The organism is Enterobacter sp. JJBC (assembly GCF_036936505.1).
GTDB lineage: Bacteria > Pseudomonadota > Gammaproteobacteria > Enterobacterales > Enterobacteriaceae > Enterobacter > Enterobacter hormaechei_C.
Map to the genome: position 1 here is coordinate 3,568,670 of NZ_CP136935.1, position 23,328 is coordinate 3,591,997.

General features: G+C 54.7%; 24 protein-coding genes, 1 tRNA gene, 1 rRNA gene and 1 other annotated feature. Of the genes, 6 read left to right on the forward strand and 20 right to left on the reverse strand.

The genetic code is table 11. The annotated features are described in order from the left end of the window. Nucleotides 1–17: 17 nt before the first annotated feature. From RY075_RS17085 to rluD, 5 genes are all read right to left on the reverse strand, one after another. Nucleotides 18–93: transfer RNA gene (locus tag RY075_RS17085), tRNA-Glu, on the reverse strand. Between the two features lie 84 nt (nucleotides 94–177). Then, a 16S ribosomal RNA gene (locus RY075_RS17090) occupies nucleotides 178–1,719 on the reverse strand. A 429-nt stretch (nucleotides 1,720–2,148) separates the two neighbouring features. Next, nucleotides 2,149–4,722, reverse strand: a complete 2,574-nt coding sequence (gene clpB, locus RY075_RS17095) for an ATP-dependent chaperone ClpB (RefSeq protein ID WP_045895522.1) — start codon at nucleotides 4,720–4,722, stop codon at nucleotides 2,149–2,151. Between the two features lie 129 nt (nucleotides 4,723–4,851). Beyond that, nucleotides 4,852–5,583 (reverse strand): purine nucleoside phosphorylase YfiH, encoded by a 732-nt coding sequence (gene yfiH / locus RY075_RS17100; RefSeq protein ID WP_003863167.1) that lies wholly within the window; start codon nucleotides 5,581–5,583, stop codon nucleotides 4,852–4,854. Further along, the gene (gene rluD / locus RY075_RS17105) at nucleotides 5,580–6,560 is read right to left on the reverse strand and encodes a 23S rRNA pseudouridine(1911/1915/1917) synthase RluD (protein ID WP_003863165.1); all 981 of its coding nucleotides are present in this window, start codon (nucleotides 6,558–6,560) and stop codon (nucleotides 5,580–5,582) included. The genes yfiH and rluD overlap by 4 nt, the downstream gene beginning before the upstream one ends. 131 nt (nucleotides 6,561–6,691) lie before the next feature. Between rluD and bamD the strand changes: the two genes are divergently transcribed. The 4 genes from bamD (at nucleotide 6,692) to pheA (ending at nucleotide 9,459) form a co-directional block, all read left to right on the forward strand. Then, nucleotides 6,692–7,429 (forward strand): outer membrane protein assembly factor BamD, encoded by a 738-nt coding sequence (bamD, locus tag RY075_RS17110; RefSeq protein WP_003863164.1) that lies wholly within the window; start codon nucleotides 6,692–6,694, stop codon nucleotides 7,427–7,429. A 267-nt stretch (nucleotides 7,430–7,696) separates the two neighbouring features. Beyond that, nucleotides 7,697–8,038 (forward strand): ribosome-associated translation inhibitor RaiA, encoded by a 342-nt coding sequence (gene raiA, locus RY075_RS17115; protein ID WP_003863162.1) that lies wholly within the window; start codon nucleotides 7,697–7,699, stop codon nucleotides 8,036–8,038. Nucleotides 8,039–8,142: 104 nt separating this feature from the next. After that, nucleotides 8,143–8,268, forward strand: a sequence feature (Phe leader region). Beyond that, complete coding sequence (pheL, locus tag RY075_RS17120; RefSeq protein WP_100229775.1) at nucleotides 8,144–8,191, forward strand: pheA operon leader peptide PheL; 48 nt, start codon at nucleotides 8,144–8,146, stop codon at nucleotides 8,189–8,191. It overlaps the preceding feature by 48 nt. Nucleotides 8,269–8,298: 30 nt before the next feature. Further along, complete coding sequence (gene pheA, locus RY075_RS17125) at nucleotides 8,299–9,459, forward strand: bifunctional chorismate mutase/prephenate dehydratase (RefSeq protein WP_023314685.1); 1,161 nt, start codon at nucleotides 8,299–8,301, stop codon at nucleotides 9,457–9,459. Here the strand turns inward: pheA and RY075_RS17130 are convergent. Further along, entirely contained in the window at nucleotides 9,456–10,328 is an 873-nt protein-coding gene (locus tag RY075_RS17130) for an SMP-30/gluconolactonase/LRE family protein (RefSeq protein WP_032609874.1), read from the reverse strand. The two genes, pheA and RY075_RS17130, sit on opposite strands and share 4 nt — an antisense overlap. 85 nt (nucleotides 10,329–10,413) lie before the next feature. Between RY075_RS17130 and RY075_RS17135 the strand changes: the two genes are divergently transcribed. Further along, a complete protein-coding gene (locus tag RY075_RS17135; protein ID WP_232623488.1) occupies nucleotides 10,414–10,920 on the forward strand; it encodes a hypothetical protein in 507 nt (168 codons plus the stop codon). A gap of 45 nt (nucleotides 10,921–10,965) precedes the next feature. Here RY075_RS17135 and RY075_RS17140 read toward each other — a convergent pair whose 3' ends face one another. From RY075_RS17140 to RY075_RS17175, 8 genes are all read right to left on the reverse strand, one after another. Further along, on the reverse strand, nucleotides 10,966–11,187 hold the full coding sequence (locus tag RY075_RS17140; protein WP_023323577.1) for a DNA-binding transcriptional regulator: 222 nt from the start codon (nucleotides 11,185–11,187) through the stop codon (nucleotides 10,966–10,968). A 76-nt stretch (nucleotides 11,188–11,263) separates the two neighbouring features. Then, nucleotides 11,264–12,433: a phage late control D family protein gene (locus RY075_RS17145; protein ID WP_338627856.1), complete on the reverse strand. Its 1,170-nt coding sequence runs from the start codon at nucleotides 12,431–12,433 to the stop codon at nucleotides 11,264–11,266. Beyond that, a complete protein-coding gene (locus RY075_RS17150) occupies nucleotides 12,430–12,894 on the reverse strand; it encodes a phage tail protein (protein WP_023323579.1) in 465 nt (154 codons plus the stop codon). The genes RY075_RS17145 and RY075_RS17150 overlap by 4 nt, the downstream gene beginning before the upstream one ends. 10 nt (nucleotides 12,895–12,904) lie before the next feature. Beyond that, nucleotides 12,905–15,355: a phage tail tape measure protein gene (locus tag RY075_RS17155; RefSeq protein WP_338627858.1), complete on the reverse strand. Its 2,451-nt coding sequence runs from the start codon at nucleotides 15,353–15,355 to the stop codon at nucleotides 12,905–12,907. After that, a complete protein-coding gene (locus tag RY075_RS17160) occupies nucleotides 15,345–15,467 on the reverse strand; it encodes a GpE family phage tail protein (protein WP_017382998.1) in 123 nt (40 codons plus the stop codon). The genes RY075_RS17155 and RY075_RS17160 overlap by 11 nt, the downstream gene beginning before the upstream one ends. 32 nt (nucleotides 15,468–15,499) lie before the next feature. Next, nucleotides 15,500–15,823: a phage tail assembly protein gene (locus RY075_RS17165; protein WP_032618991.1), complete on the reverse strand. Its 324-nt coding sequence runs from the start codon at nucleotides 15,821–15,823 to the stop codon at nucleotides 15,500–15,502. 57 nt (nucleotides 15,824–15,880) lie between these two features. Further along, the gene (locus RY075_RS17170) at nucleotides 15,881–16,399 is read right to left on the reverse strand and encodes a phage major tail tube protein (protein WP_023295232.1); all 519 of its coding nucleotides are present in this window, start codon (nucleotides 16,397–16,399) and stop codon (nucleotides 15,881–15,883) included. Between the two features lie 12 nt (nucleotides 16,400–16,411). After that, nucleotides 16,412–17,605 (reverse strand): phage tail sheath protein, encoded by a 1,194-nt coding sequence (locus RY075_RS17175; protein ID WP_338627859.1) that lies wholly within the window; start codon nucleotides 17,603–17,605, stop codon nucleotides 16,412–16,414. A gap of 228 nt (nucleotides 17,606–17,833) precedes the next feature. On the opposite strand from RY075_RS17175, the gene RY075_RS17180 reads away from it, so the two are divergent. Beyond that, nucleotides 17,834–17,956, forward strand: a complete 123-nt coding sequence (locus tag RY075_RS17180; protein ID WP_255248574.1) for a hypothetical protein — start codon at nucleotides 17,834–17,836, stop codon at nucleotides 17,954–17,956. 23 nt (nucleotides 17,957–17,979) lie between these two features. On the opposite strand, the gene RY075_RS17185 is transcribed toward RY075_RS17180, so the two are convergent. Genes RY075_RS17185 through RY075_RS17210 form a run of 6 tightly spaced genes read right to left on the reverse strand, consistent with a single transcriptional unit; the run spans nucleotide 17,980 to nucleotide 23,273 of the window. Beyond that, nucleotides 17,980–18,411, reverse strand: coding sequence for a tail fiber assembly protein (locus RY075_RS17185; protein WP_338627860.1), 432 nt, complete (start codon nucleotides 18,409–18,411; stop codon nucleotides 17,980–17,982). 1 nt (nucleotide 18,412) lies between these two features. Then, complete coding sequence (locus tag RY075_RS17190) at nucleotides 18,413–20,842, reverse strand: phage tail protein (RefSeq protein WP_044704181.1); 2,430 nt, start codon at nucleotides 20,840–20,842, stop codon at nucleotides 18,413–18,415. A gap of 11 nt (nucleotides 20,843–20,853) precedes the next feature. Then, nucleotides 20,854–21,384 (reverse strand): phage tail protein I, encoded by a 531-nt coding sequence (locus tag RY075_RS17195; RefSeq protein WP_044704180.1) that lies wholly within the window; start codon nucleotides 21,382–21,384, stop codon nucleotides 20,854–20,856. Then, nucleotides 21,377–22,285, reverse strand: coding sequence for a baseplate assembly protein (locus tag RY075_RS17200; RefSeq protein ID WP_032618987.1), 909 nt, complete (start codon nucleotides 22,283–22,285; stop codon nucleotides 21,377–21,379). Before RY075_RS17200 ends, RY075_RS17195 begins: the two co-directional genes overlap by 8 nt. Before the next feature lie 5 nt (nucleotides 22,286–22,290). After that, a complete protein-coding gene (locus tag RY075_RS17205; protein WP_338627861.1) occupies nucleotides 22,291–22,641 on the reverse strand; it encodes a GPW/gp25 family protein in 351 nt (116 codons plus the stop codon). After that, the gene (locus tag RY075_RS17210) at nucleotides 22,638–23,273 is read right to left on the reverse strand and encodes a phage baseplate assembly protein V (protein WP_045339915.1); all 636 of its coding nucleotides are present in this window, start codon (nucleotides 23,271–23,273) and stop codon (nucleotides 22,638–22,640) included. The genes RY075_RS17205 and RY075_RS17210 overlap by 4 nt, the downstream gene beginning before the upstream one ends. Between the last annotated feature and the right edge of the window lie 55 nt (nucleotides 23,274–23,328).

The following is a 23,328-nucleotide window of genomic DNA, read 5'->3' on the forward strand; positions in this document are numbered from 1 at the left end:
ACTCACGAACCAGCAAGTGGCGTCCCCTAGGGGATTCGAACCCCTGTTACCGCCGTGAAAGGGCGGTGTCCTGGGCCTCTAGACGAAGGGGACGTACAGTCTCAATCGCAAGACGCCTTGCTATTTACTTTTCATCAGACAATCTGTGTGGACACTACAAAGGCAGGTTCTTTAAGGTAAGGAGGTGATCCAACCGCAGGTTCCCCTACGGTTACCTTGTTACGACTTCACCCCAGTCATGAATCACAAAGTGGTAAGCGCCCTCCCGAAGGTTAAGCTACCTACTTCTTTTGCAACCCACTCCCATGGTGTGACGGGCGGTGTGTACAAGGCCCGGGAACGTATTCACCGTGGCATTCTGATCCACGATTACTAGCGATTCCGACTTCATGGAGTCGAGTTGCAGACTCCAATCCGGACTACGACGCACTTTATGAGGTCCGCTTGCTCTCGCGAGGTCGCTTCTCTTTGTATGCGCCATTGTAGCACGTGTGTAGCCCTACTCGTAAGGGCCATGATGACTTGACGTCATCCCCACCTTCCTCCAGTTTATCACTGGCAGTCTCCTTTGAGTTCCCGGCCGGACCGCTGGCAACAAAGGATAAGGGTTGCGCTCGTTGCGGGACTTAACCCAACATTTCACAACACGAGCTGACGACAGCCATGCAGCACCTGTCTCAGAGTTCCCGAAGGCACCAAAGCATCTCTGCTAAGTTCTCTGGATGTCAAGAGTAGGTAAGGTTCTTCGCGTTGCATCGAATTAAACCACATGCTCCACCGCTTGTGCGGGCCCCCGTCAATTCATTTGAGTTTTAACCTTGCGGCCGTACTCCCCAGGCGGTCGACTTAACGCGTTAGCTCCGGAAGCCACGCCTCAAGGGCACAACCTCCAAGTCGACATCGTTTACGGCGTGGACTACCAGGGTATCTAATCCTGTTTGCTCCCCACGCTTTCGCACCTGAGCGTCAGTCTTTGTCCAGGGGGCCGCCTTCGCCACCGGTATTCCTCCAGATCTCTACGCATTTCACCGCTACACCTGGAATTCTACCCCCCTCTACAAGACTCTAGCCTGCCAGTTTCGAATGCAGTTCCCAGGTTGAGCCCGGGGATTTCACATCCGACTTGACAGACCGCCTGCGTGCGCTTTACGCCCAGTAATTCCGATTAACGCTTGCACCCTCCGTATTACCGCGGCTGCTGGCACGGAGTTAGCCGGTGCTTCTTCTGCGGGTAACGTCAATCGACAAGGTTATTAACCTTATCGCCTTCCTCCCCGCTGAAAGTACTTTACAACCCGAAGGCCTTCTTCATACACGCGGCATGGCTGCATCAGGCTTGCGCCCATTGTGCAATATTCCCCACTGCTGCCTCCCGTAGGAGTCTGGACCGTGTCTCAGTTCCAGTGTGGCTGGTCATCCTCTCAGACCAGCTAGGGATCGTCGCCTAGGTGAGCCGTTACCCCACCTACTAGCTAATCCCATCTGGGCACATCCGATGGCAAGAGGCCCGAAGGTCCCCCTCTTTGGTCTTGCGACGTTATGCGGTATTAGCTACCGTTTCCAGTAGTTATCCCCCTCCATCAGGCAGTTTCCCAGACATTACTCACCCGTCCGCCACTCGTCAGCGAAGCAGCAAGCTGCTTCCTGTTACCGTTCGACTTGCATGTGTTAGGCCTGCCGCCAGCGTTCAATCTGAGCCATGATCAAACTCTTCAATTTAAAAGTTTGATGCTCAATGAATTAAACTTCGTAATGAATTACGTGTTCACTCGTTGAGACTTGGTATTCATTTTTCGTCCGAGGACGTTAAGAATCCATGTCACTTTGAGTGCCCACACAGATTGTCTGATAAATTGTTAAAGAGCAGTGCCGCTTCGTTTTCGCTGCGGCGCGGGGTGTGCATATTACGCTTTCCCGCTTCAGAGTCAAGCGTTTATTTTGCTTTTCTCTGCTGACCCGGCGGCTTGCGTGCCGTTGTTCCGTGTCAGTGGAGGCGCATTATAGGGAGTTATTCTGAGGCTGCAAGTGCAAAGTGAAAATTATTTACCGACTGCTCACTTTCCAGGCAAAACACATCTCAGACATTAATTCTTGCCTGGTTTTTAAACAAAAACGAGCCGCAAGCGGCCCGTTTTTGCGTTTTGTGACTTACTGCACTGCCACAATTCGGTCTTCGTTGGCTTCCAGACGGATAACTTTGCCCGGAACCAGCTCCCCAGAGAGGATTTGTTGTGCCAGCGGGTTTTCGATCTGCTGCTGGATAGCACGTTTTAACGGACGCGCACCATAAACAGGATCGTAACCATTCTCGCTAAGCAGTTTCAGCGCATCATCCGAGATGTGGATTTCATACCCACGCTCTTCCAGACGTTTGTACAGACGCTGCAACTGGATCTGCGCAATCGACGCAATGTGTTTCTCACCCAGCGGATGGAACACGACCACTTCATCAATACGGTTGATGAACTCCGGACGGAAGTTTTGGCTGACCACACCCAGCACCAGATCTTTCATATGGCTGTAATCCAGCTCACCGAAGCGTTCCTGAATCAAATCGGAACCCAGGTTCGAGGTCATGATCACCACCGTGTTACGGAAGTCGACCGTTCTTCCCTGCCCATCCGTCAGACGCCCATCATCCAGCACCTGCAACAGAATGTTAAACACGTCAGGATGTGCCTTTTCTACTTCATCCAGCAGGATGACGGAATAAGGACGACGGCGAACCGCTTCCGTCAGATAACCGCCCTCTTCATAACCGACATATCCCGGAGGCGCACCGACCAGACGCGAGACGGCGTGTTTCTCCATAAACTCGGACATATCGATACGCACCATCGCGTCATCGCTGTCGAACATAAAGTTAGCCAGCGCTTTACACAGCTCGGTTTTACCGACACCGGTTGGCCCCAGGAACAGGAACGAGCCGATTGGACGATTCGGATCGGACAGCCCCGCACGGCTACGACGAATGGCGTTAGATACCGCTTCGACCGCTTCGTTCTGTCCAATGACGCGCTGATGCAGATCCTGCTCCATACGCAGCAGTTTCTCGCGTTCGCTTTCCATCATGCGAGCCACAGGAATACCCGTCCAGCGCGCCAGCACTTCGGCAATCTCGGCATCCGTCACTTTATTACGCAACAGACGCATGGTTTTGCCTTCCGATTGCGTGGCGATCTCAAGTTGTTTTTCCAGCTCAGGGATCTTGCCGTACTGTAGTTCGGACATCCGTGCCAGATCCCCTACGCGACGCGCCTGCTCAATGGCAATTTTAGCCTGCTCCAGCTCCGCCTTGATTGTCTGGGTGCCAGAGAGGGAGGCTTTCTCAGCTTTCCACTCTTCTTCCAGCTCAGAATACTGACGCTCTTTCTCGTCCAGTTCTTCGTTGAGCATATCAAGGCGTTTCTTGCTCGCTTCATCAGACTCTTTGCTCAGCGCCTGCTGTTCCAGCTTGAGCTGGATAATACGGCGATCGAGTCGGTCCAGCTCTTCCGGTTTCGAGTCAATCTGCATACGGATGCTGGACGCCGCTTCATCGATAAGGTCAATGGCTTTATCCGGCAACTGACGGTCGGCAATGTAACGATGCGAAAGCGTCGCCGCCGCAACGATGGCCGGGTCGGTGATCTGCACGTGATGGTGCAGCTCATAACGCTCTTTCAGACCACGCAAAATGGCGATGGTATCTTCAACGCTTGGTTCAGCGACAAACACCTTCTGGAAACGACGCTCCAGCGCGGCATCTTTCTCAATGTACTGACGATACTCGTCAAGCGTAGTGGCGCCGACGCAGTGAAGTTCACCGCGCGCCAGAGCAGGTTTCAGCATGTTCCCGGCATCCATTGCGCCGTCAGCTTTACCCGCCCCCACCATGGTGTGCAGTTCGTCGATAAACAGGATGACGTTACCTTCCTGTTTCGCCAGATCGTTCAGCACGCCTTTCAGACGCTCTTCAAATTCACCGCGGTATTTCGCCCCGGCCACCAGCGCGCCCATATCCAGCGCCAGTACGCGACGGCCTTTCAGCCCTTCGGGCACTTCGCCATTAACGATACGCTGCGCCAGCCCTTCAACGATGGCGGTTTTACCGACGCCTGGCTCACCAATCAGCACCGGGTTGTTTTTGGTACGACGTTGCAGTACCTGGATTGTCCGGCGGATTTCTTCGTCGCGGCCGATCACCGGGTCAAGTTTGCCCTGCTCGGCACGTTCGGTCAGGTCGACCGTAAATTTCTTCAAAGCCTGACGTTGGTCTTCGGCTCCCTGGTCGTTCACGCTTTCACCTCCGCGCATTTTCTCAATCGCCTGGGTCACATTAGCGGTGGTTGCACCGGCGGATTTCAGCAGGTCGGTTAAGGTACCGCGTGATTCAAGCGCCGCCAGAACAAACAGCTCTGACGAAATAAAGTTGTCCCCACGTTTTTGCGCCAGCTTGTCGCAAAGGTTCAGCACGCGCACCAGATCCTGCGACGGCTGCACGTCGCCGCCGGTACCTTCGACCTGCGGTAAACGGCTCAGCGCCTGATCGATGGCGGTGCGTAACTGGCCGGCATTAATGCCAGCGGACGTTAATAACGGACGTACCGATCCCCCTTCCTGATTCAGCAAGGCGCTCATTAAATGAAGAGGTTCGATAAATTGGTTGTCGTGCCCCAGTGCGAGGGACTGGGCATCGGCGAGAGCAAGCTGGAATTTATTAGTAAGACGATCCAGACGCATAACTCCTCCCATAACAGGTCAAATTTGCTACTGGAGATTAAATGAGGTCATCCCTCAATTATTCAAGGTTAATAACCTGAATTATGTGAAAAGAAAACGGCGCGTACCGGATCGTCTTGATTCTTTAGGTTATATCAGCCAAATGAAACTTGCCATACGGCCTGTCGTCTTGTCGCGGCGATAGGAGAAAAAATCACCCTTTTCGGTGAAGGTACAGCGATCTCCGCCGAAGATTTGAGTCACACCGACGTTATTCAGGCGCTGGCGGGCAAGCTGGTAAATATCGGCCAGATATTTATCTCCGGAAGCCACGAACGCTTCGACCGCTTGCGGATCTTTTTCCATAAAGGCATCGCGCACTTCGGGCCCGACCTCAAATGCCTGCGGGCCAATCGCCGGGCCAAGCCAGGCGATGAGATTTGCAGAATCGTCCTGGAAGCAGGCGACGGTCTCTTCCAGCACGCCTTCGCACAGGCCTCGCCATCCGGCGTGGGCAGCAGCCACTTCAGTTCCTGCCTGATTGCAGAACAACACCGGCAGGCAATCAGCAGTCATCACCGCGCAAACCGTTCCCGGCGTATTGCTGTACGAAGCATCGGCGCGTTTAGACGCATAGGGCTCACCCGTCAGCTTAAGCACCGCTTTACCGTGCACCTGCTCAAGCCAGACCGGTTTTGAAGGAAGGTTTCCCGCAGCAAAGAGGCGTTTACGGTTCTCTTCAACGTGCTCCAGGTTATCGCCACAATGCGCACCGAGGTTCAGAGACTCCCACGCGCCCTGGCTCACGCCACCGATACGGGTTGAACTACAGGCGGCCACGCCTTCAGGCAGTGGCCACTCCGGGACAATCAGTTTGGTCATAACCAGTCCACGTGATCCTTATGTTCTTCGAAATCTGCGCGCATCGCGTCGATAAGTTCCACCATATCCTGTGGGATCGGCGCATGCCATTCCATCTGAATTCCGGTGATTGGGTGGTAAAGACGCAGCATCGTCGCATGCAGCGCCTGGCGATCGAATTTACGCAGCACGGAGATGAATTCATCCGATGCGCCCTTTGGTGGACGCGGACGACCGCCGTAAACCGGGTCACCCACCAGCGGATGGGTAATATGCGCCATGTGCACGCGGATCTGGTGAGTACGCCCGGTTTCCAGGCGCAGACGCAGGCGCGTATGAATACGGAAATGTTCCATGATGCGGTAATGGGTCACCGCCGGTTTGCCCATCGGGTGTACGGACATATGCGTACGCTTGGTTGGGTGACGGCTGATAGGCTCTTCCACCGTGCCGCCAGAGGTCATATGACCAATCGCCACCGCTTCATACTCACGGGTGATTTCGCGCAGTTGCAACGATTCCACCAGGCGAGTCTGGGCGGGAACCGTCTTCGCCACCACCATCAGACCCGTGGTGTCTTTATCCAGACGGTGAACAATACCGGCACGCGGTACGTCGGCAATCGGCGGATAATAATGAAGGAGTGCGTTAAGTACCGTACCGTCAGGATTGCCCGCGCCCGGGTGAACAACAAAGTCGCGCGGCTTGTTGATGACCAGAATGTCGTCATCTTCGTAGACGATATCCAGCGGGATATCCTGCGGCTCGAAGCGGATTTCCTCTTCGATTTCAGCATTGATGGCGACAGCTTCCCCACCAAACACTTTCTCTTTTGGTTTGTCCCAGATCTTGCCGTTTACCAGCACGCGCTGGTCAAGGATCCATTCTTTTATGCGTGAACGCGAATAATCAGGGAACAATTCGGCCAAAGCCTGATCTAAGCGTTGACCGAGCTGATTTTCGGAGACTGTTGCGGTGAGTTCTACTCGTTGTGCCATAAACTGCTTCTTCGTTTAACGTTGGGTTTTACGGCTTTGCCGTTTAATATAGTGTGCTATTGTAGCTGGTCTTAATCGGGAGCAGGAACTGAGTTTCTCCCGGACAAACATTTGAGGAAAGTCAAAACGTCATGACGCGCATGAAATATCTGGTGGCAGCGGCCACGTTGAGCCTGGCTTTGGTGGGCTGCTCCGGTTCGAATGAACAGGTCCCTGACAATCCGCCGAATGAAATCTATGCGACTGCACAACAAAAGTTGCAGGACGGTAACTGGAAACAGGCGATAACGCAACTGGAAGCGTTGGATAATCGCTATCCGTTTGGTCCGTATTCGCAGCAGGTACAGTTAGATCTTATCTACGCCTACTACAAAAATGCCGATCTGCCGCTGGCTCAGGCAACGATCGATCGTTTCATGCGTCTGAACCCTACCCATCCTAACATCGATTACGTGATGTACATGCGCGGCCTGACTAACATGGCGCTGGATGACAGTGCATTGCAGGGCTTCTTCGGGGTGGATCGTTCAGACCGTGACCCGCAACATGCGCGTGATGCTTTCAATGACTTCTCCAAACTGGTGCGTAGCTACCCGAACAGCCAGTACATTACCGATGCCACTAAGCGTCTGGTGTTCCTGAAAGATCGTCTGGCGAAATATGAGTACTCCGTTGCGGAATACTACACCCGCCGTGGCGCATGGGTTGCCGTGGTTAACCGTGTAGAAGGCATGCTGCGTGATTATCCGGATACCCAAGCCACGCGTGATGGCCTGAAGCTGATGGAAAATGCGTATCGCCAGATGCAGATGACGGCTCAGGCTGACAAAGTGGCGAAAATCATCGCCGCGAACAGCAGCAACACCTGATACCGCTACAACGCATAACGGCAGCCCGCGGGCTGCCGTTTTTTTATTCTTTCAGACTTACGCTGAAGCGGTTTAGCTTCAACACATCCATTCAACTATGACCGCAATTGTTGGCTTCGACAAGGTAAATCTCACCTCTTCCTGCCCTGCCTCACAAAAAAGATTCCCTGACAAAAACCGACAAAATAACGTGATCTAAATCACACATTTTGACATTGGGTCGGGTATGCTGGAATCACCAAGACGGAAAGACAAGAGGTAAAATTTATGACAATGAACATTACCAGTAAACAAATGGAAATTACTCCGGCAATCCGCCAGCACGTCGCAGACCGTCTCGCCAAACTGGATAAATGGCAAACACATTTGATTAATCCACATATCATCCTGTCCAAGGAGCCGCAGGGTTTCATCGCTGATGCAACTATCAATACTCCAAACGGCCATCTGGTCGCCAGCGCAAAACACGAGGATATGTACACCGCAATTAACGATTTGATCAACAAGCTGGAACGGCAGCTCAATAAAGTGCAACACAAAGGTGAAGCACGTCGCGCCGCAACCTCGGTGAAAGACGCCAGCTTCGCGGAAGAAGTTGAAGAAGAGTAATCCTCTAAAATTGAGTGTACCGACAACGCGCCTTCGGGCGCGTTTTTTATTGACAGGATCAAAACAGTGCAGGTACTTTAACCCTATCATTTTCAGGATGACCTTATGAAACAGACGCCGTTTTTCTTCGCATTCTTTTTTACCTTCCCCTGACCGGGAGGCGTTTCGTCGTGTGATAAAGAATGCGAAGACGAACAACAAGGCCTCCCACACCGGGAGGCCTTTTTTATTGATAACGATAAAATGAGACAGACAACACTATGACACCGGAAAACCCGCTCCTGGATTTACGCGTAAAAATCAGTGCACTCGACGAAAAATTACTGGCCCTGCTGGCCGAACGCCGCGCGCTCGCCATTGAAGTGGGCAAAGCGAAGCTAGAGTCCCATCGGCCGGTGCGCGATATCGATCGCGAACGTGATTTACTGGAACGGTTGATTCAACTCGGCAAAGCGCATCATCTGGATGCGCACTACATCACCCGCCTGTTCCAGCTCATCATTGAAGATTCCGTTCTGACGCAACAGGCCCTGCTCCAGCAGCATCTGAACAAAACCAACCCGCACTCTGCTCGTATCGCTTTCCTCGGCCCGAAAGGCTCCTATTCTCATCTGGCGGCTCGCCAGTACGCAGCCCGCCATTTCGAAGAGTTTATTGAGAGCGGTTGCGCGAAATTTGCAGACATTTTCAACCAGGTCGAAACCGGCCAGGCAGATTACGCCGTGGTGCCTATTGAGAACACCAGTTCCGGCGCCATCAACGATGTTTACGATTTGCTCCAGCACACCAGCCTGTCGTTAGTCGGCGAGTTGACCATCCCTATCGATCACTGTGTGCTGGTCTCTGGCTCAACCGATCTGAGTCAGATCGAAACGGTGTACAGTCACCCGCAGCCGTTCCAGCAGTGCAGCCAGTTCCTGAACCGTTATCCGCACTGGAAAATTGAGTACACCGAAAGCACCTCGGCGGCGATGGAAAAAGTGGCGCAGGCAAACTCTCCTGCCGTCGCGGCTCTCGGTAGCGAAGCGGGCGGCGCGCTGTATGGCTTACAGGTGCTGGAACGCAATCTGGCCAACCAGACGCAGAATATCACCCGTTTCGTGGTTCTGGCCCGCAAGGCCATCAACGTGTCGGACCAGGTCCCGGCGAAAACCACCCTGTTGATGGCGACCGGCCAGCAGGCGGGTGCGCTGGTTGAAGCGCTGCTGGTGCTGCGTAATCACAACCTGATCATGACGAAGCTGGAATCCCGCCCAATACATGGCAACCCGTGGGAAGAGATGTTCTATCTCGACGTTCAGGCCAACCTGGAGTCTGCATCCATGCAGAAAGCCCTGCGCGAACTGGGCGAGATCACACGCTCCATGAAAGTGCTGGGCTGCTATCCGAGCGAAACCGTGGTCCCGGTCGATCCGGCTTAATGTTCGATAAAGCGGCTTTTCTTCATCCCTGCCACATTTACAGGCAGGGTGAAGATGGCACCGGAAAGCGGGTATTTCTCCAGCTCCTCCGCCTCCATATTTTCCCGCGTGGTGGTGATAAACAGCGTTTTCATATCGTCGCCGCCAAAGCAGACCATTGTCGGGCAGCGTACCGGCAGCCGGTGCTCTTCCAGCTGTTCGCCTTGCGGTGAAAACCGTGCGATACGCCAGCCGTCAAACAGTGCGCTCCAGTAGCAGCCTTCCTCATCCATTGCCGCACCGTCGGGAATACCGTCTCCCTCGCTAAACCGGCGAAACTCTTCGCGCTTACCGGGTTCCCCCTGCTCATCAAGCGGCGTACGGTAGATCACACCGTTCGGCGTATCAGAAGTAAACATCCACCGTTTGTCAGGACTAAACGCTAAACCGTTATGCCCCTGGATATCGCACTGGATCACTTTCGGCGTCAGGTCGTTGTCGATACGCATCAACATGGCCCCGTTATAATCTCCCGGCCCCCAGAACGTGCCCGCATAAAACCGTCCCTGATGATCGGTACCGCCATCGTTAAAACGTGCAAGCTGCGGGTTGGATGGGTTATCGCAAACCTTACGCTGGAGCAGGCCGTGTTTATCGGTCAGCCAGATGGCGTTTCGCATCGCGACGATAAATCCGCCGCGTTCACGCAGGGCAAAACACCCAACTTCTTCATGGAATGAGAGCACCGAGTGTTCCGCGGTGGGCAGATGGTACCGATGGATCTCCCCTTCCAGGATATCCGCCCAGTAGAGCGCCTTCTCTTCTGCACTCCACGTCGGGCATTCAGGCAGATGCCCGGTATAGTTCAACAGCAGCTGCGGTTCAGCCATGACAGTTCCCCAAAATGAAAAAAGCCAGCAATGCTGATTTAATTTTAGACGCAAAAGACTGAAACAAAAGGATTTGTTTCTGACGATGTCCACACGTCGTCCACACATCGAAAAAAGCCCTGCCATGTGCGGGGCTTTACTTTTTGTTTTAAGCGGTGCAAGAATAAGTCTCAACAATATGTTTAATAAGGAAATTAATTTGAAACCCTTCAAAACGGTAGTTTTGTTAGCCCTTACCCTGACTTCCTTCACCGCACTAGCAAATGATACTTCTACCTTGAAAAAGTCCCTTAAGCCATGGCAACCCGTAGAGGTCTCGAAAAGTGGCGACACATTGACGGTTGTTTTAAATGAGAACCAGATAACATCTGATGTGTATGAAACTGTTATCAGCTCAGGTGCCTGTATGGATATTTGGACAAAAGACGTCCCTAAAAAATATCTTCAAACGGTTAAGGAGCTTCGTATTCTCAATAAGCATAAAGCTCAGGGCTATGTTTTGGAGAAACCGCTTAACACCTGTAATGAAATGGGTAAAGAGCAACCCGAAAGAGCCAAAGTTATAATGCTTGCAAACACTCATCTTTTTTGACTAATCGCATATAAAAAACCCCGCATCTGCGGGGTTTTCTTTTGGTCACATCCAGTGGATTTGTTGCTGGCCTGACTGCGTAGGGTGCGGCGGCGCTGGTACCACTTCACCCGGCGAAACGATAAAGCGCTCGACCGTCTCAGTGGTGACGAACGTGCAACTGCAATTGATGTTTGTGCACTGATGATACCGCTCTTTTGTCGTATCGGAGAAATAGCGACTTGTGCGAGCGTGGGCGGCGTAATGGCATTTAGGGCAGTGGAACATGGCGAACACCTCAGAGGGTTATTGATGAACCAATTTTAACCATTAAATCCTTATATATCAAATACATAAAATTCATTTATTGCGTTAATTCTTCGCTTTCATACTCTACATCCGAAACCTTAACCTCAAGCTCTAAGCCCGTCGTGTAGCCGTTCCCGTTAAGGTAGTGCACCACCCGGCTGATTATCCAAGCCTGCTCGTCTATAACGCGCTTAAAGCCTTTCACCGCGATTGGCGTTTCAGGAAATAAATCTGCCCGACCAATAGCCAGCGAGATTGAAAACTCCGCCACTCCGCGCTGTAACTTGTCCCACTTAGCCTGAGCGGCGCGCATGGCCTGCGCTTTTGTCGCGTAGATGGTCGTCAGCTCCAGCACGTTCTCAGACTCACCGACCATATACTCGCCCTCGCGCGCCTCCTGCTCTTTTTTGGCTTTGGCCTTTGACGTGGTTTTTGTCGCTTTTGGATGTTGCAGCGCGCGCAGGTGCTGCTCCTTCGGCTTGCGCTTGAGCTTCACCTTTTGCTTTTGCGGCTTCGGGTCTTTTGTGTGCAGCCATTTCGCCGTTACGCCGGTGTAGGCTTCGCGGTCAGCAATCGCAAACTGATGACGGTCGCCGTCGCCGCGTTCGATGGTCATTTGCGGGATGGGCTTGCCACTGGCCGTCCTGCCGGTACCGGCTTTCAGGAACAGCAGTTTCCCCGCTTTCACCGACACTGATGCACCGTTACGGTCAGCCAGGCGGGACAAAAACACCGCGTCGGATTCCTGCGCCTGGTCAATATGAGGCACGGGGATCGCTTTCAGCGTGTCAGCCACGCTGGCCGTGAGTTTGTTACGCGCTGCGATGGTCTCAACAATGACACCGAGCGTGGTGTCATGCCATGACTGTTCCCGGCGGGAGTTCAGCGTGCCGCGAAAATCAGCGCTGCGCCCCCTGATGGTCAGCGTATCAGGCGCGCCACGGTGCTCGATTTCGTCGACCGTGAAACTGCCCTTATTCAGCAAGGCTGAGCCCTGCCAGCCCAGCCACAGCGTCAGTTTTGCACCGCGCGGCGGCAGCTCGACAAGCCCGTCGGTGTCGTCGAGCTCGATGTCGAGTTGGTCAGCCTCGAATCCGCGATTGTCCGTCATGGTCAGACTGATTAGCCGGTCGCTGAAATTCTGCGTGATATCATCGCCATCAAGCGTGAGCATAAACGCCGGAGCAATCTGCGCCCCGGCCTGAACATTCAGACCCGTAATCATCCCGCCAGCCCTCCAATCCAGTTACCGGCAGATGTCACCAGATTGTCGGCCTGCGTTTTCAGGTCTCCATAAATGGCCGCGAGCGAGTCATCGACCCGTTTCAGCGAGAGGCTAAACTCAATTTTTCTGGCCGCGCCGTCGCTGAATAATTCGGTGTGCGTGTGGGTCACTTTTTCGATGACATACATACCGTGGATCATGCCCGTCCCGTCAATCAGCGGCCACGCTCTGCCCTCGTCGGCCATCAGTTCGATGGCCGTCAGCGACAGGCGTCCGCCGGTGATTTCGGGGTACAGCACGCCCGAGAGCGTGCGCGAGGTTTCCCCCTCGCCGAGATACTGATAAGCAGGGGGTTTACCGATGCGGTCATTTGACGCCCATCGGTAATCCTTCGAATATTGCATGGACTGATGCGGCAGCGTGCGGCGTTCAAACACAAATAAACCCAGTACCATTAACATGTTTTAGCCCTCATCCGTCATGGCGCATACTTGAGCGCTGGCGTGCTCTTTCTTCCCGGTCGAGTTTTTCGACTGCTTCCCGGAGCTGCCGGTCGAGGTCAGTTCCCGGCGCAACGCCACCCGACAGAGTAATGTTGTATTCACGCTTGCTCTGGTCGACATAGGACCGGCCAGCAGGCGCCGTCACTGGCTGGTACATCTGATAACCGCCATAAACGGACGTCTGCGGAATATAAGACCCGTTTTGCGTACCGGCTGCGGCACTGGCTTTAGCGGCAGTCTGGTCGAGGCCGTCCGACTCTTTTTTGATAACCCCGAGCTTTTCCAGTAGCCAGCCGACTTTGCCGCTCAGGCTGTTAAAGACGTTCAGGGGAGCCGTTAACGCATCGGCCAGCGCTTTGCCAAATGCCACGCCGACATTTTTGCAGCGGTCCAGCGTTTCCTGCGTTGCCTTGACCGGTGCTATCAGGTCAGTGAACCACTGCCAGACCCCGCGCAATTTCTCGATGATGGAATCAAACACCGGCGTCAGCGGCGAGAAGATTTCCGCCACCGGCGCAAATGCCGCTTTAAGCCCCTCCACCACGCCCGAAAAGAATGCGCTGATGGGCTCCCAGTATTTACGAATCAGGAGCGCCCCGGCCACCACCGCACCGGCGACCGCGACCACCGGCAGACTTATTGCACCGACAGCAGTCACTATTGCGCCACCGGCAACGGTAAAGACCGTTCCCAGCAGACCTGCGGCGGCGATAATGGCGTTAATCCCCATCACCACCGGCCACGCAATCAGGCCAATCCCGCCAATCACACCAATCAGCGCCAGTGCGCCACCGGCTACAACACCGATAGTGGTCGCCAGTGATTTATTGCGGGTGATCCAGCCATCGAGTTTCAAAACATATCGCGTGGCCGTCTGCGTCAATTTGCGCAGAGCGTCGTTTTGCTGGTCAAACAGGTCAGTTCCCACGGCCTCATAAGCAGACTGAAACTCTTTAAAGTCGCCGCCGAGATTGTCCTGCATGATTTTGACCAGCTCCTCGGTTTTACCGTCCGAGGCTTTAAACGCTGCGGTGAGTTTGTCGAGCTTGCCGGTTGACGCTGCGGTCATCAGCACCGCTGCCGCCGAGCTGGCCTCTTCACCGAAGATGGCTTTCATGTACTCGCCGCGCTGGCTGGTACCGAGATTGTTTTTCTCAAAACTGCGCTGCATTTCCTTCAGGATGGAAAATATCGGGCGCGTGTTTCCTCTGGCGTCAGAGGTTTTGACACCGAGCTCTTTGATGGCCTCAAAGGCTTTACCGGTCGGAGCCTGTAGGCGGCTCAGGATTGCACGGCTACCCGTTCCCGCCATCGAGCCGGTAATTTTCGCATCGTGCAACGCACCGACCATCGCGGCGGTTTGCTCGATACTGACCCCGGCATTTCTCGCCACCGGCGCGGCATAGGTCAGCGCATCACTCAGCCCGTCAAAGTCGGCGGCGGTTTTGTTCATCGTCATCGACAACACGTCGCCAATGTGCGCGATCTGGTCGTTGGAAAGCTGAAACGCAGATTTCATCCCTGTCAGCAGGGCGGCGTTTTCCTCCATTGAGCGCTGATTCGACAGCGCCATATTCAGCGTGACCGGCGTCGCCGCCTGAATGGCATCAGCATCCCCGCCACTTTTGGCGATGATGATTTGTGCACTCGCTGCGTCGTCCGCAGATGCGGCAGTATTGTCGCCGAGCTGTCTGGCCTGTTTGCGTAACGCCTCCATTTCGGGCGACTGTTTGTCGACCCCGAGCACGGCTTGCAACTCAGAGTTTTTCTGTGCAAACGAATAGCCAGGCATCAGCAGTTTTACCCCGGCCATGGTGCCAGCCGTGGCAACTCCGACACCGGCAGCGCCAGCCGCCGCCGCACTCCCCGCGAGGGATTTACCGGTCTGATACCGCTCCTTAACCCGGCTCAGCTTTGCCTGTTGCTGGCTGACCCGCGCCAGCGCCTCACGTTGCCGGTTAAGCTGCGCAGTTGTCTCACTGATGCTGGTTTTAAGGCGACGCTCGTCAGCCGACAGCGTGCGGGTGTTTATCCCGGCCTGTGCAAGCTCGGTGCGCTGGCGCTGTACCGACTGCCTGAGCCCGTTATATTTGAGTTGCAGGTCAGCGGCAGATTTTTTTGCTGCCTCCATTGCGCGCGCCTGCGCTTTGGTGGGGTTTTCCGTGTTTTTAAACTGGACGGCCAGCGCTGCGGCCTCCTGTTTCGCTTTGTTAAGCGACTGACCGGTCACGGCAAGCTGTGCGCTCGCTTTCCTGAATCCGTCAATTCGGGACGCCTGCGCGTTAAGGTCGCGCAGGGTCGTCTGTGAGTTGCGGATATCGCCAGCGAGGGATTTGCTGGCGTTCTGGATAGCTTTTAGCGGTCGGCTTGCCCGGTCTACTGCGTTAAGCAGCACCTCGATTCTGACGTTATTGCTCATAGTGGTTTCCGCTTCGCTGTAGCGCCTTGTCGCGCCATGTGAGGAGCTCGGTCACGCTAAGGGAATACAGCTCTGATGGCGGCCAGTGAAAAATCACCGCGATATCCGCCATCAGGTCATCGACCGAAAGTTTTGCGGGGAACGTCAGCGAGCCGAAGATGGCGACAAAAAACCAATCACCTCAGCGGCGAACTGCATCAGGTCTGAGGCATCCAGACGGGCAATTTCATGCTCGGTGAGTGCCGGGTAGGTCATACGCGGCAGCACCTTAATCAGCGCGTCAACGTCAGAGTTTGCCAGCGAGGCCAGCGACACCCCGCGCAGGGTTCCCGCGTTAGGTTTTGAAACCGTCACCTCTCCGATTTTTTGCTCACCGCGCATGAGGGGGTTATCGAGGGTCACGACGTGTGGCTTTTTGGTTTCGGTGACTTCAATTTCTGTAACGCCGGTTTCGATGTTGTTTTCCATGATGTTGCTCTCGTCAAAGTTAAGTGACCGGCCAGCCTGACTGACCGGTTAAGGGGGTTACAGGCCAATGGCCTTGCGATGCTCTGCCAGACGGTCGACGCCGTCGACTTTCAGCACCATGTTGATGACGTCAATCTCGATGACTTCCCTGCCGTCAATCGTGAGCTGGTAGTACGCGCATTCGGTCGAGATTTTGGTCGTGCCGCTTTCGCCCTGTTTGTTTTCGCCGCCGTCGTACTCTTTGTGACGGCCACGCATGACCACCTCAACGGCAGAAATCGCGCCAGTGTCATCGCGCTGGTATGAGCCAGTAAAGCGTAACGGTACGCTGTCCGCGCCCGGTGAGGCGTACTGCGCCCACAGCTCGACGTCAGGCAGACCGCCGAGCGTCCACTCGCACGACAGCGCATCGTCATCGAGACCGAGGTCAATCGACACCGAGCCCGGCATCCCGCCGCCGCGGTATTTCTCAAGCTTACGGGTCAGCTTTGGCAGGGTGACGGATTCAACAACGCCCATGTAGCTCAGGCCATCGTTGAACATGTTCAGGTATTTCAGTTTGCGTGGTAATGCCATGCTCAGAGCTCCTTAGCTGTTGACCGACTCTGACAGGTTCGCCAGATAGGTATCAGTGATGCGCTGGCGCAGGGTCAGGTTTTCCAGCGGCGGGACGGGGGTGTAGTCGTAATCGATATACAGTTTCCCCACTTTGAGCGTTTCCACGCTGTTTGACTCCGGGTCGTACCAGCAGGAGCCGTCAACGATATAGCCGTTGTTTTTCAGCTCGCGGAATTTCGCATTGATACCGGCGACGATGTCGCGGATAAGCGTTGCGGTGACGGGTTTATCAATCGCCCAGGCGTGCGCCTCCGCCATCGTGTCGGCCAGCACCTGCGCCGTGCGGGTGTAGTTTTCAAAGAGGAATAACGGATCGTCGGAGCAGGTACGGTTGCCCCAGAATTTAAAGCCGTCGTTACGGATTAGCGTGGTGACACCAGCCTGATTCAACAGGTTCGCGTCGGTGGCCTTCTCCTGCAAGTCCCACGAGACCGAGGCACTGACGCCGGTGACGCCATTCACGCCAACGTTAGACAGCGTTTTGTGCCAGCCCGTTTCCTGGTCGATTTTGGCACGCAGGCCGAGCGCGCGGGCGGTCGCCCATGCAATATCGGTCTGATTCGCCGTGGTGTCCCACGCCAGAAAATCAGGGTGAATGACCATCAGCTCACGCTGGCTGAAATTCTCACGGTAGGCGATAGCTTCGGAAATGGTCTTGCAGCCCCACGCGCTGATATAGCCAAACGCGCGCAGGCTCTGACAGGTCGCCGCGAGCGCGGTCGCCACTTCCAGAGAATCCAGCCCCGGCACGCCGAGAATGCGCGGCTTGGCGCCGGTGACGGTTTTGGCGGTCAGCAGCGCTTTCAGTCCGGTGTATTTGCCGTTTTCGTCGGTCGTGCCGATGATGTTGGAAATGGTTTCTTTCTGCGCCGCTTCCGGGTCGTCCGGGTCTTCAATACCTTCGGCAACGCGCACAACCACAACGACCGGCTTGCACTGGTCGGCAATGGCTTGCAGGGATTTTGACAGGGTGCCGAGCTTACCGGCTTTACCGATAGCGTTCTGCACGCTGGTAATCAGCACCGGCTCATTTAGCGGAAATGTTGAATCGTCAGCATCATTGGCGGTGCAGACCATGCCGATGATAGCTGTCGAAACGGTGGAAATGGTGCGCGTGCCATCGTTAATCTCGATGACCTCGACGCCGTGATGATAGTCGCTCATCCGTTTAACTCCGTGGTTAAGGGGTGCGACTATTTTCTGTTGTGTGCGGGACATGAGAAACGAAAGGCCGTTGGAGGAGTGACAGCACAACGCGCAGTGACCGGTTGCCGTGTGAGGAAAGCGTCATTGATCGTTATCAGCGATCAATCACGGTAAATTGATCGCTGATAACCATTATCAATGAGTGGGTATTGTCGCTATCGTTTCGCCATTAACGAGGAAGCGATAATGACGATTTTACTCTGGGTTGTGGGTGGTCTGGCTGCATGGTGGCTCTTTGGCTTTTGCTGGCTCAGATTGTTTGCCGGTGATGAAACAGAAAAAGATTATGAAGAATGCCCCTATGATTAAACCCGCTTAGCGCGGGTTTTTTATTACTCTGTTAACGGTGATTCAGGCCATTCAATTTCGTCAGGCTCACTAGTATCAACCCGGTTAAGTAAAACCCGGTATGTTTTCCACGCCGACAGGCTCGCCATTTCCTCCTCTGTCGCCATCGACAAATCGACCGCATCCTGCAATGGGGCTATGGCCTGAGCTGCAACAGACAAGAGCTGCGCCTTTAATGACTCAGCTTTTTCAATAGCTTCCTCACGGGTCGGCGGTTCGATATCGACCCATTCCATGCATTCTGATTCAGTATTGTACTGAGGCGCTTTCCGGTCAGGTGAAACCATAAAGGCTTCATATTCGGCATCGGTTATTGTCATCAGGTCTGACGGAACGGGAATACCCTGTTCTTCATAGGTTCTGACAGTTTCCTCAAGGTAAAAGCTTTTATCTGTATTGCTGAAATATTTCTTCATATCAATATCCCGACACGATAAGTGAAAATGTTCCGTTACAGTTTCGGGTCTGGATTTTCACCTGATTTTTATTGACCGGCGTGCACATATAATATGAGTCGGAGTTGTTGCCACCCGAACCGTAAAAGCTGAGCCCTGTACCGAGAATGCCGTTAGGGAAAGATGTTGGCAGTGTCACAGTTACGGTAGCATTATTACCGACAGCAATATTTCTTACTGCCTGCATGAATACAGCGCCATTACCATGCGTGTAGTAAGCGCTGTTATTACCTGTCGTCGTTTTACCGACTCCGTAACGCGCATCCGACTCCGCTTTGGTATAAGCCTGACCCGCCGGGGTGTAATTGCCTTTTGGCTGGAAACGTCCGTCACTCTCCGCTTTGGTGTAAGCCTGACCCGCCGGGGTGTAATTGCCTTTTGGCTGGAAACGCCCGTCACTCTCCGCTTTGGTGTAAGCGCCCGTTCTAGGCATATATCCCGCATCGGATTGCGTTTTGGTGTAATAGCGGTTATCAAAATTGGCATAGCTTCCCGGATTCACCTGTCCCGGCGCGTTGAAGTTTCCTTTAGTGTCCCATTTAAAATTAATATCCTGTGCGCCACTGCCTTTCATATGCAGATGCCATGAAAGTTCATCACCAGCAACCAGAGACCCCATCGAAAATGCCCATGAGTTTTTACTCACAATGGTCGCTTGTTGTTTGATTACCGGATGGTATTCACTCGTGGCGGTAGTTGAATACGCATTGAAAAATGGCGCTTTCGCTTTGTACTGTTCAGCCCAGGCAAATGGACCGCTATAACCCGCAACCATTCCTTTGCCTGCGGTAATTTCTTCGCTCGCAGTGATTGTGTTGTATACCGACAGCGGCGTTCCTGACTGAAGCGCGCCTGTGGTGAGATTCACATACAACGGGCGGAGTGAGTTGTAACTTCCCAGCGAATCACCAGCGTTCGTTAACATCAAATAAAGACTTGAGCCATCATTTCGCCAGAATGCGCCAAAATTACCATAGGCGATACGCAGGCCGTTCGCAGCTCTTGAAACAATTTCACCATGAGCAGAAATTGTGCCTCTGACTTCTGCTGCACCATTAAAATTAAAAGATATGGAACCATTTACATTACGTTGTGAATAAAAGTGGTATCCAGTAGCGTCTTTAAATTCTAATACTGTTGGTCGGTCAACATTACCCCAAAGGTTAATAGCCCCTGCAAGGGATGAAGTGTTCGAGGAATAGATAGATAAAAGACGCGAATCCCCCGCTGATATCTGACCTTTTGAATACAGATTTCCCGTCACCGTTCCGCCGGTTACTGGTAACGCCCCAATATCAGCCGGTGTAGGCTTGTTCGCCGCATCATATTGTTTTGTCCAGGCTGACCACGTCCCGCTGTAAAGCGTGCGAATGTACGAGCGGGAGCTGTTGTAAACCCGGTAAATCTGCGTGATACCGGCATGCTTATAGACTTCCAGCGAACCGGCGTTAGCCTCTGGATAGTTCCTGCCTGTTTGTGCCTGCGCGTTCGCTGGCTGGTAATACAGCCCCGGCGTGGTGTAGGCGTTCAGGTCGGCAGCGTTGCCAATGCCAACAGTCTGACCGTTGAAAATATCCTGCGCCGTAATGTTGATATCGGATGACAGCGCCCGACCGTTTACCTTGCGCCCTGACGGCACGCGCCCGTTAGCGTTGTCATTCGCGGCCTTAACGGCTTTCGGCGTTGCCGCCAGCGCCTCAGACGTGCTGTCGGTTGCGCTACTGAGCTTGACGATACCCTTTTGCGCCGTGGTCGCGTCCTGAGCCGTATATTTCCCTTTCGCAAGGTCATATGCTGCCTTAACCGCTTTCGGCGTCGCTGCGACGCTCTCAGACGCGCTGTCGGTCGCACTGCTTAGCTGAGTGAAACCCTTAGCGGTGAGCGTGGCGTCAGGATGGCGGCGGGACTGCTCATGCTCAGCGAGCTTGTCGTCGACGTAGTCCTGTGTTGCCATCACCATTGAGGTGTCGATGGTCAGCTCGACTGACTCGATGTCGCTCACCATAATAACCATGCGCACGGTCTGCGCGCGGCCAGAGCCCTCCGCCAGCGCTGGCTTGTAGCTTTCGGCCATATTGCCGACCGCAATCAGCGTGCCGGTGTCGTCATAGAGCCCGAGCTCGCGCATCCAGAAACCGCCGGTCTCAGGCGGGATGAGCAGCTCCGCCACGACATAATTTTTATTTTTCCTGTCCTGGCTGATTTTGTTCAGCGCGTGACGCCAGACCTCTTTGACCAGCTTTGTCTGGTTCGGATCAGGCACCGGCAGCGTACCGCCGCCGTCACCGACGGCCATCGCCGTAAAATTCACCTTTTTCCCGTTCGGGACGGTCGCCGCCGCGAGTTTTTCGGCACCGGCTTTGGTGATGACCGTTTTATATTTCACTGTCATTGTGCTCTCACTTATCCGGGGTAAACCGTGATGATGTCGCCGTCATAGCTCAGGGCGCCGGTGTACAGATAGCCGGGAATGTCCTGAATAATATTGAGGCCGATAAGATGGCGGCTGGCTGGCTTTGCATCGGCAATAAGCCGCTCCATTTCGTAATACATTTCCTCGGTGATGCCGGTCTCCAGCACACCGATATCGAGGCGAAACGTGCCGGGCGGGTCGTTTGTCTGCCACCACTCAGACACGTTTATCAGGTAGCCGAGCGGCTCCACCACGCGGCGCACTGCCCCAATCGTTCCTTTGTGTGCGTGGATATACCAGGCGCTGCGGATCACATCCCGTTTGGTGGCCTCCGGCCAGTTCTCATCCCAGCGGTCAACGGAAAACGCCCACGCCAGCCACGGCAGGAGGTTTGCCGGGCAGTCGTCCGGGCTCCAGAGTCGGCGCAGGGGGACAGGGGTATTCTCGATTTCAGCGCAGGCACGCGCCGCCGCCACCTCAAGTGACGAGGAGCCCACCGGCAACAGTCGGGTGTCATTCATCATTGCCCCCTATGGTGACGCTGTACTCGCTGCACCATGACGCCTGCGTGTCATCGAGCACAATGTCGGCCACCGGCGCGGCCAGCTCGACACGCTGCACGCCCTCGACGTGGAGCGCCGCATAGATGGCCGACTTTCGGATGTCACGCCCGAGCCGGTGCTGCGCGGTGATATACGCCTGTAACTTTGCTTTTGCCGCACTGAGCACCGGCTCACTTTCGGGGCCGGGGTAAAGGTAAAGCGATGCAGTGATTTTGTAGTCGACGATTTTCGCTGACTGCACGGTCACGCGGTCGGCAACCGGCCGGACGTCCTCGTCGTTCAGCGCATCGCGCACGATGGCGAGCAGCTCGTCAGAGGCCACGCCGTTATTTTCACGCGACAGCACAGACACGGTCACACACGCAGGCTCAGGACTGATGACGGAAATATCCGCGACACGCCCGTCGGCACTGCGGCCATGAAACTGATATGCGCCGGTTGAGCCTGCGGTACTTAGCCCCTCGGGGGCTTGCTGGATACGCAGACGATAGTCAGTATCCGATTCCATCACGGCTGGCGTGGGGGGAAATGTCGTGTCGTCTGGCGGGGTTATGACAAGTCGCGGAACATTGGAATTAGCCCCAATCTGGTCGAGATCGCTTCCGGCAGCGTAAGCCAGCATGACCGCACGCGCGGCCTCGTTGACGCGCTGCCGCCAGATAACTTCCCGATAGGCGTTTTCCTCCAGCAGCTTAACAATCGGCTCGGATTCGAGGGTCAGCGTGCGCGCCACTGCCTCCTGTTGTTCCTCCGGGTATAACGAGACGAGCGTCGCCTTGCGCTCCGCGAGGATGGTCTCATAGTCCAGCACTTCCACGACATCAGGCGCGGCGAGCTGGTTAAGGTCAACAATTGCCATAGCGTTTAACTCAGTGGAATGGTGAGGGAAAAGGGCTGGCCGTTAGCCGAGCGCGTGCCGGTGATATCGACATACAGCCCGCCGTCGGTCTCCGACCGCTCAAAGGTGATGGTGGTCAGCCTGACGCGCGGCTCCCACTTCTGGATCGCGGAATAGAACGCGGCCATAATCTGCAATCGCAGTGCCGGTGTCTGCGGCTGGTCAATCAGTGCCGACAGAAGCGAGCCGTATTCACGGCGCATGACGCGCGAGCCAACCGGCGTGACGAGAATGTCGCGCACGCTTTGCCTGATATGCTCAACCTCAGTGATACTGAGGCCGGTCTGGCTGTTCATTCCCAGATAACGCACTGTCATATCGGTGCCCCCGTTGTCCCGCCACTGTCGCCCGGGTGTTTATGGAGGTGCAGCACTTTGCCATTTGACGACAGTGACCCGCCGGTATGCTCGATATTCCCGGACATCGTTCCGCCTTTCTGCACTTCGAGCGTGCCGGTCGTCAGTTTGTTGGTACACACCACTTCAGGCGTATCGAGCGTGATGCGGGTCGAGGCCTTCACCAGCACCACCGGCACGGTGGCCGTAATGGAATCCGACGCGGTGACGTCGGCGGTTTTGATACCTGACACGGTGAGCGCACTGTTTTCGGGTTCGTACTCAATGACCGCGCCATCAGGGAAGGTAACGTGAAGCGCATCGGGTGAGGCTGACGGCGCGGGATTGTCATCTGAGAAAATGCCCGGCAGCACAAAGGCCGTATCAAGCTCACCACCGATGGCCAGTAATAACACCTGCTCACCAACGGATGGAGCCCACCATACGCGAGAGCGACCGGCGCGACAGGTGAGCCAGTTAAGCCAGGTGGTTTGCATACCGCCGGTCTGGACACGACACAGCCCCTCGTCGAGGTCGACGTCGGTCACGATGCCGGTGCGGATGAGGTTGCGGATCGCGCGTGCGATTTCCTGTAGAGAATTTAAATTATTCATACGGGAAGGATGCCGCCGGGCAAGGCCAGCGGCAATTAAGGCGGGTTTTATGAGG

Coding starts and splice junctions, on each gene's coding strand:
- clpB (WP_045895522.1), bottom strand. CDS start 4,722: ATGCGTCTGGATCGTCTTACTAATAAATTCCAGCTTGCTCTCGCCGAT.
- yfiH (WP_003863167.1), bottom strand. CDS start 5,583: ATGACCAAACTGATTGTCCCGGAGTGGCCACTGCCTGAAGGCGTGGCC.
- rluD (WP_003863165.1), bottom strand. CDS start 6,560: ATGGCACAACGAGTAGAACTCACCGCAACAGTCTCCGAAAATCAGCTC.
- bamD (WP_003863164.1), top strand. CDS start 6,692: ATGACGCGCATGAAATATCTGGTGGCAGCGGCCACGTTGAGCCTGGCT.
- raiA (WP_003863162.1), top strand. CDS start 7,697: ATGACAATGAACATTACCAGTAAACAAATGGAAATTACTCCGGCAATC.
- pheA (WP_023314685.1), top strand. CDS start 8,299: ATGACACCGGAAAACCCGCTCCTGGATTTACGCGTAAAAATCAGTGCA.
- RY075_RS17130 (WP_032609874.1), bottom strand. CDS start 10,328: ATGGCTGAACCGCAGCTGCTGTTGAACTATACCGGGCATCTGCCTGAA.
- RY075_RS17135 (WP_232623488.1), top strand. CDS start 10,414: ATGTCCACACGTCGTCCACACATCGAAAAAAGCCCTGCCATGTGCGGG.
- RY075_RS17140 (WP_023323577.1), bottom strand. CDS start 11,187: ATGTTCCACTGCCCTAAATGCCATTACGCCGCCCACGCTCGCACAAGT.
- RY075_RS17145 (WP_338627856.1), bottom strand. CDS start 12,433: ATGATTACGGGTCTGAATGTTCAGGCCGGGGCGCAGATTGCTCCGGCG.
- RY075_RS17150 (WP_023323579.1), bottom strand. CDS start 12,894: ATGTTAATGGTACTGGGTTTATTTGTGTTTGAACGCCGCACGCTGCCG.
- RY075_RS17155 (WP_338627858.1), bottom strand. CDS start 15,355: ATGAGCAATAACGTCAGAATCGAGGTGCTGCTTAACGCAGTAGACCGG.
- RY075_RS17160 (WP_017382998.1), bottom strand. CDS start 15,467: ATGGCGGATATCGCGGTGATTTTTCACTGGCCGCCATCAGAGCTGTAT.
- RY075_RS17165 (WP_032618991.1), bottom strand. CDS start 15,823: ATGGAAAACAACATCGAAACCGGCGTTACAGAAATTGAAGTCACCGAA.
- RY075_RS17170 (WP_023295232.1), bottom strand. CDS start 16,399: ATGGCATTACCACGCAAACTGAAATACCTGAACATGTTCAACGATGGC.
- RY075_RS17175 (WP_338627859.1), bottom strand. CDS start 17,605: ATGAGCGACTATCATCACGGCGTCGAGGTCATCGAGATTAACGATGGC.
- RY075_RS17180 (WP_255248574.1), top strand. CDS start 17,834: ATGACGATTTTACTCTGGGTTGTGGGTGGTCTGGCTGCATGGTGGCTC.
- RY075_RS17185 (WP_338627860.1), bottom strand. CDS start 18,411: ATGAAGAAATATTTCAGCAATACAGATAAAAGCTTTTACCTTGAGGAA.
- RY075_RS17190 (WP_044704181.1), bottom strand. CDS start 20,842: ATGACAGTGAAATATAAAACGGTCATCACCAAAGCCGGTGCCGAAAAA.
- RY075_RS17195 (WP_044704180.1), bottom strand. CDS start 21,384: ATGAATGACACCCGACTGTTGCCGGTGGGCTCCTCGTCACTTGAGGTG.
- RY075_RS17200 (WP_032618987.1), bottom strand. CDS start 22,285: ATGGCAATTGTTGACCTTAACCAGCTCGCCGCGCCTGATGTCGTGGAA.
- RY075_RS17205 (WP_338627861.1), bottom strand. CDS start 22,641: ATGACAGTGCGTTATCTGGGAATGAACAGCCAGACCGGCCTCAGTATC.
- RY075_RS17210 (WP_045339915.1), bottom strand. CDS start 23,273: ATGAATAATTTAAATTCTCTACAGGAAATCGCACGCGCGATCCGCAAC.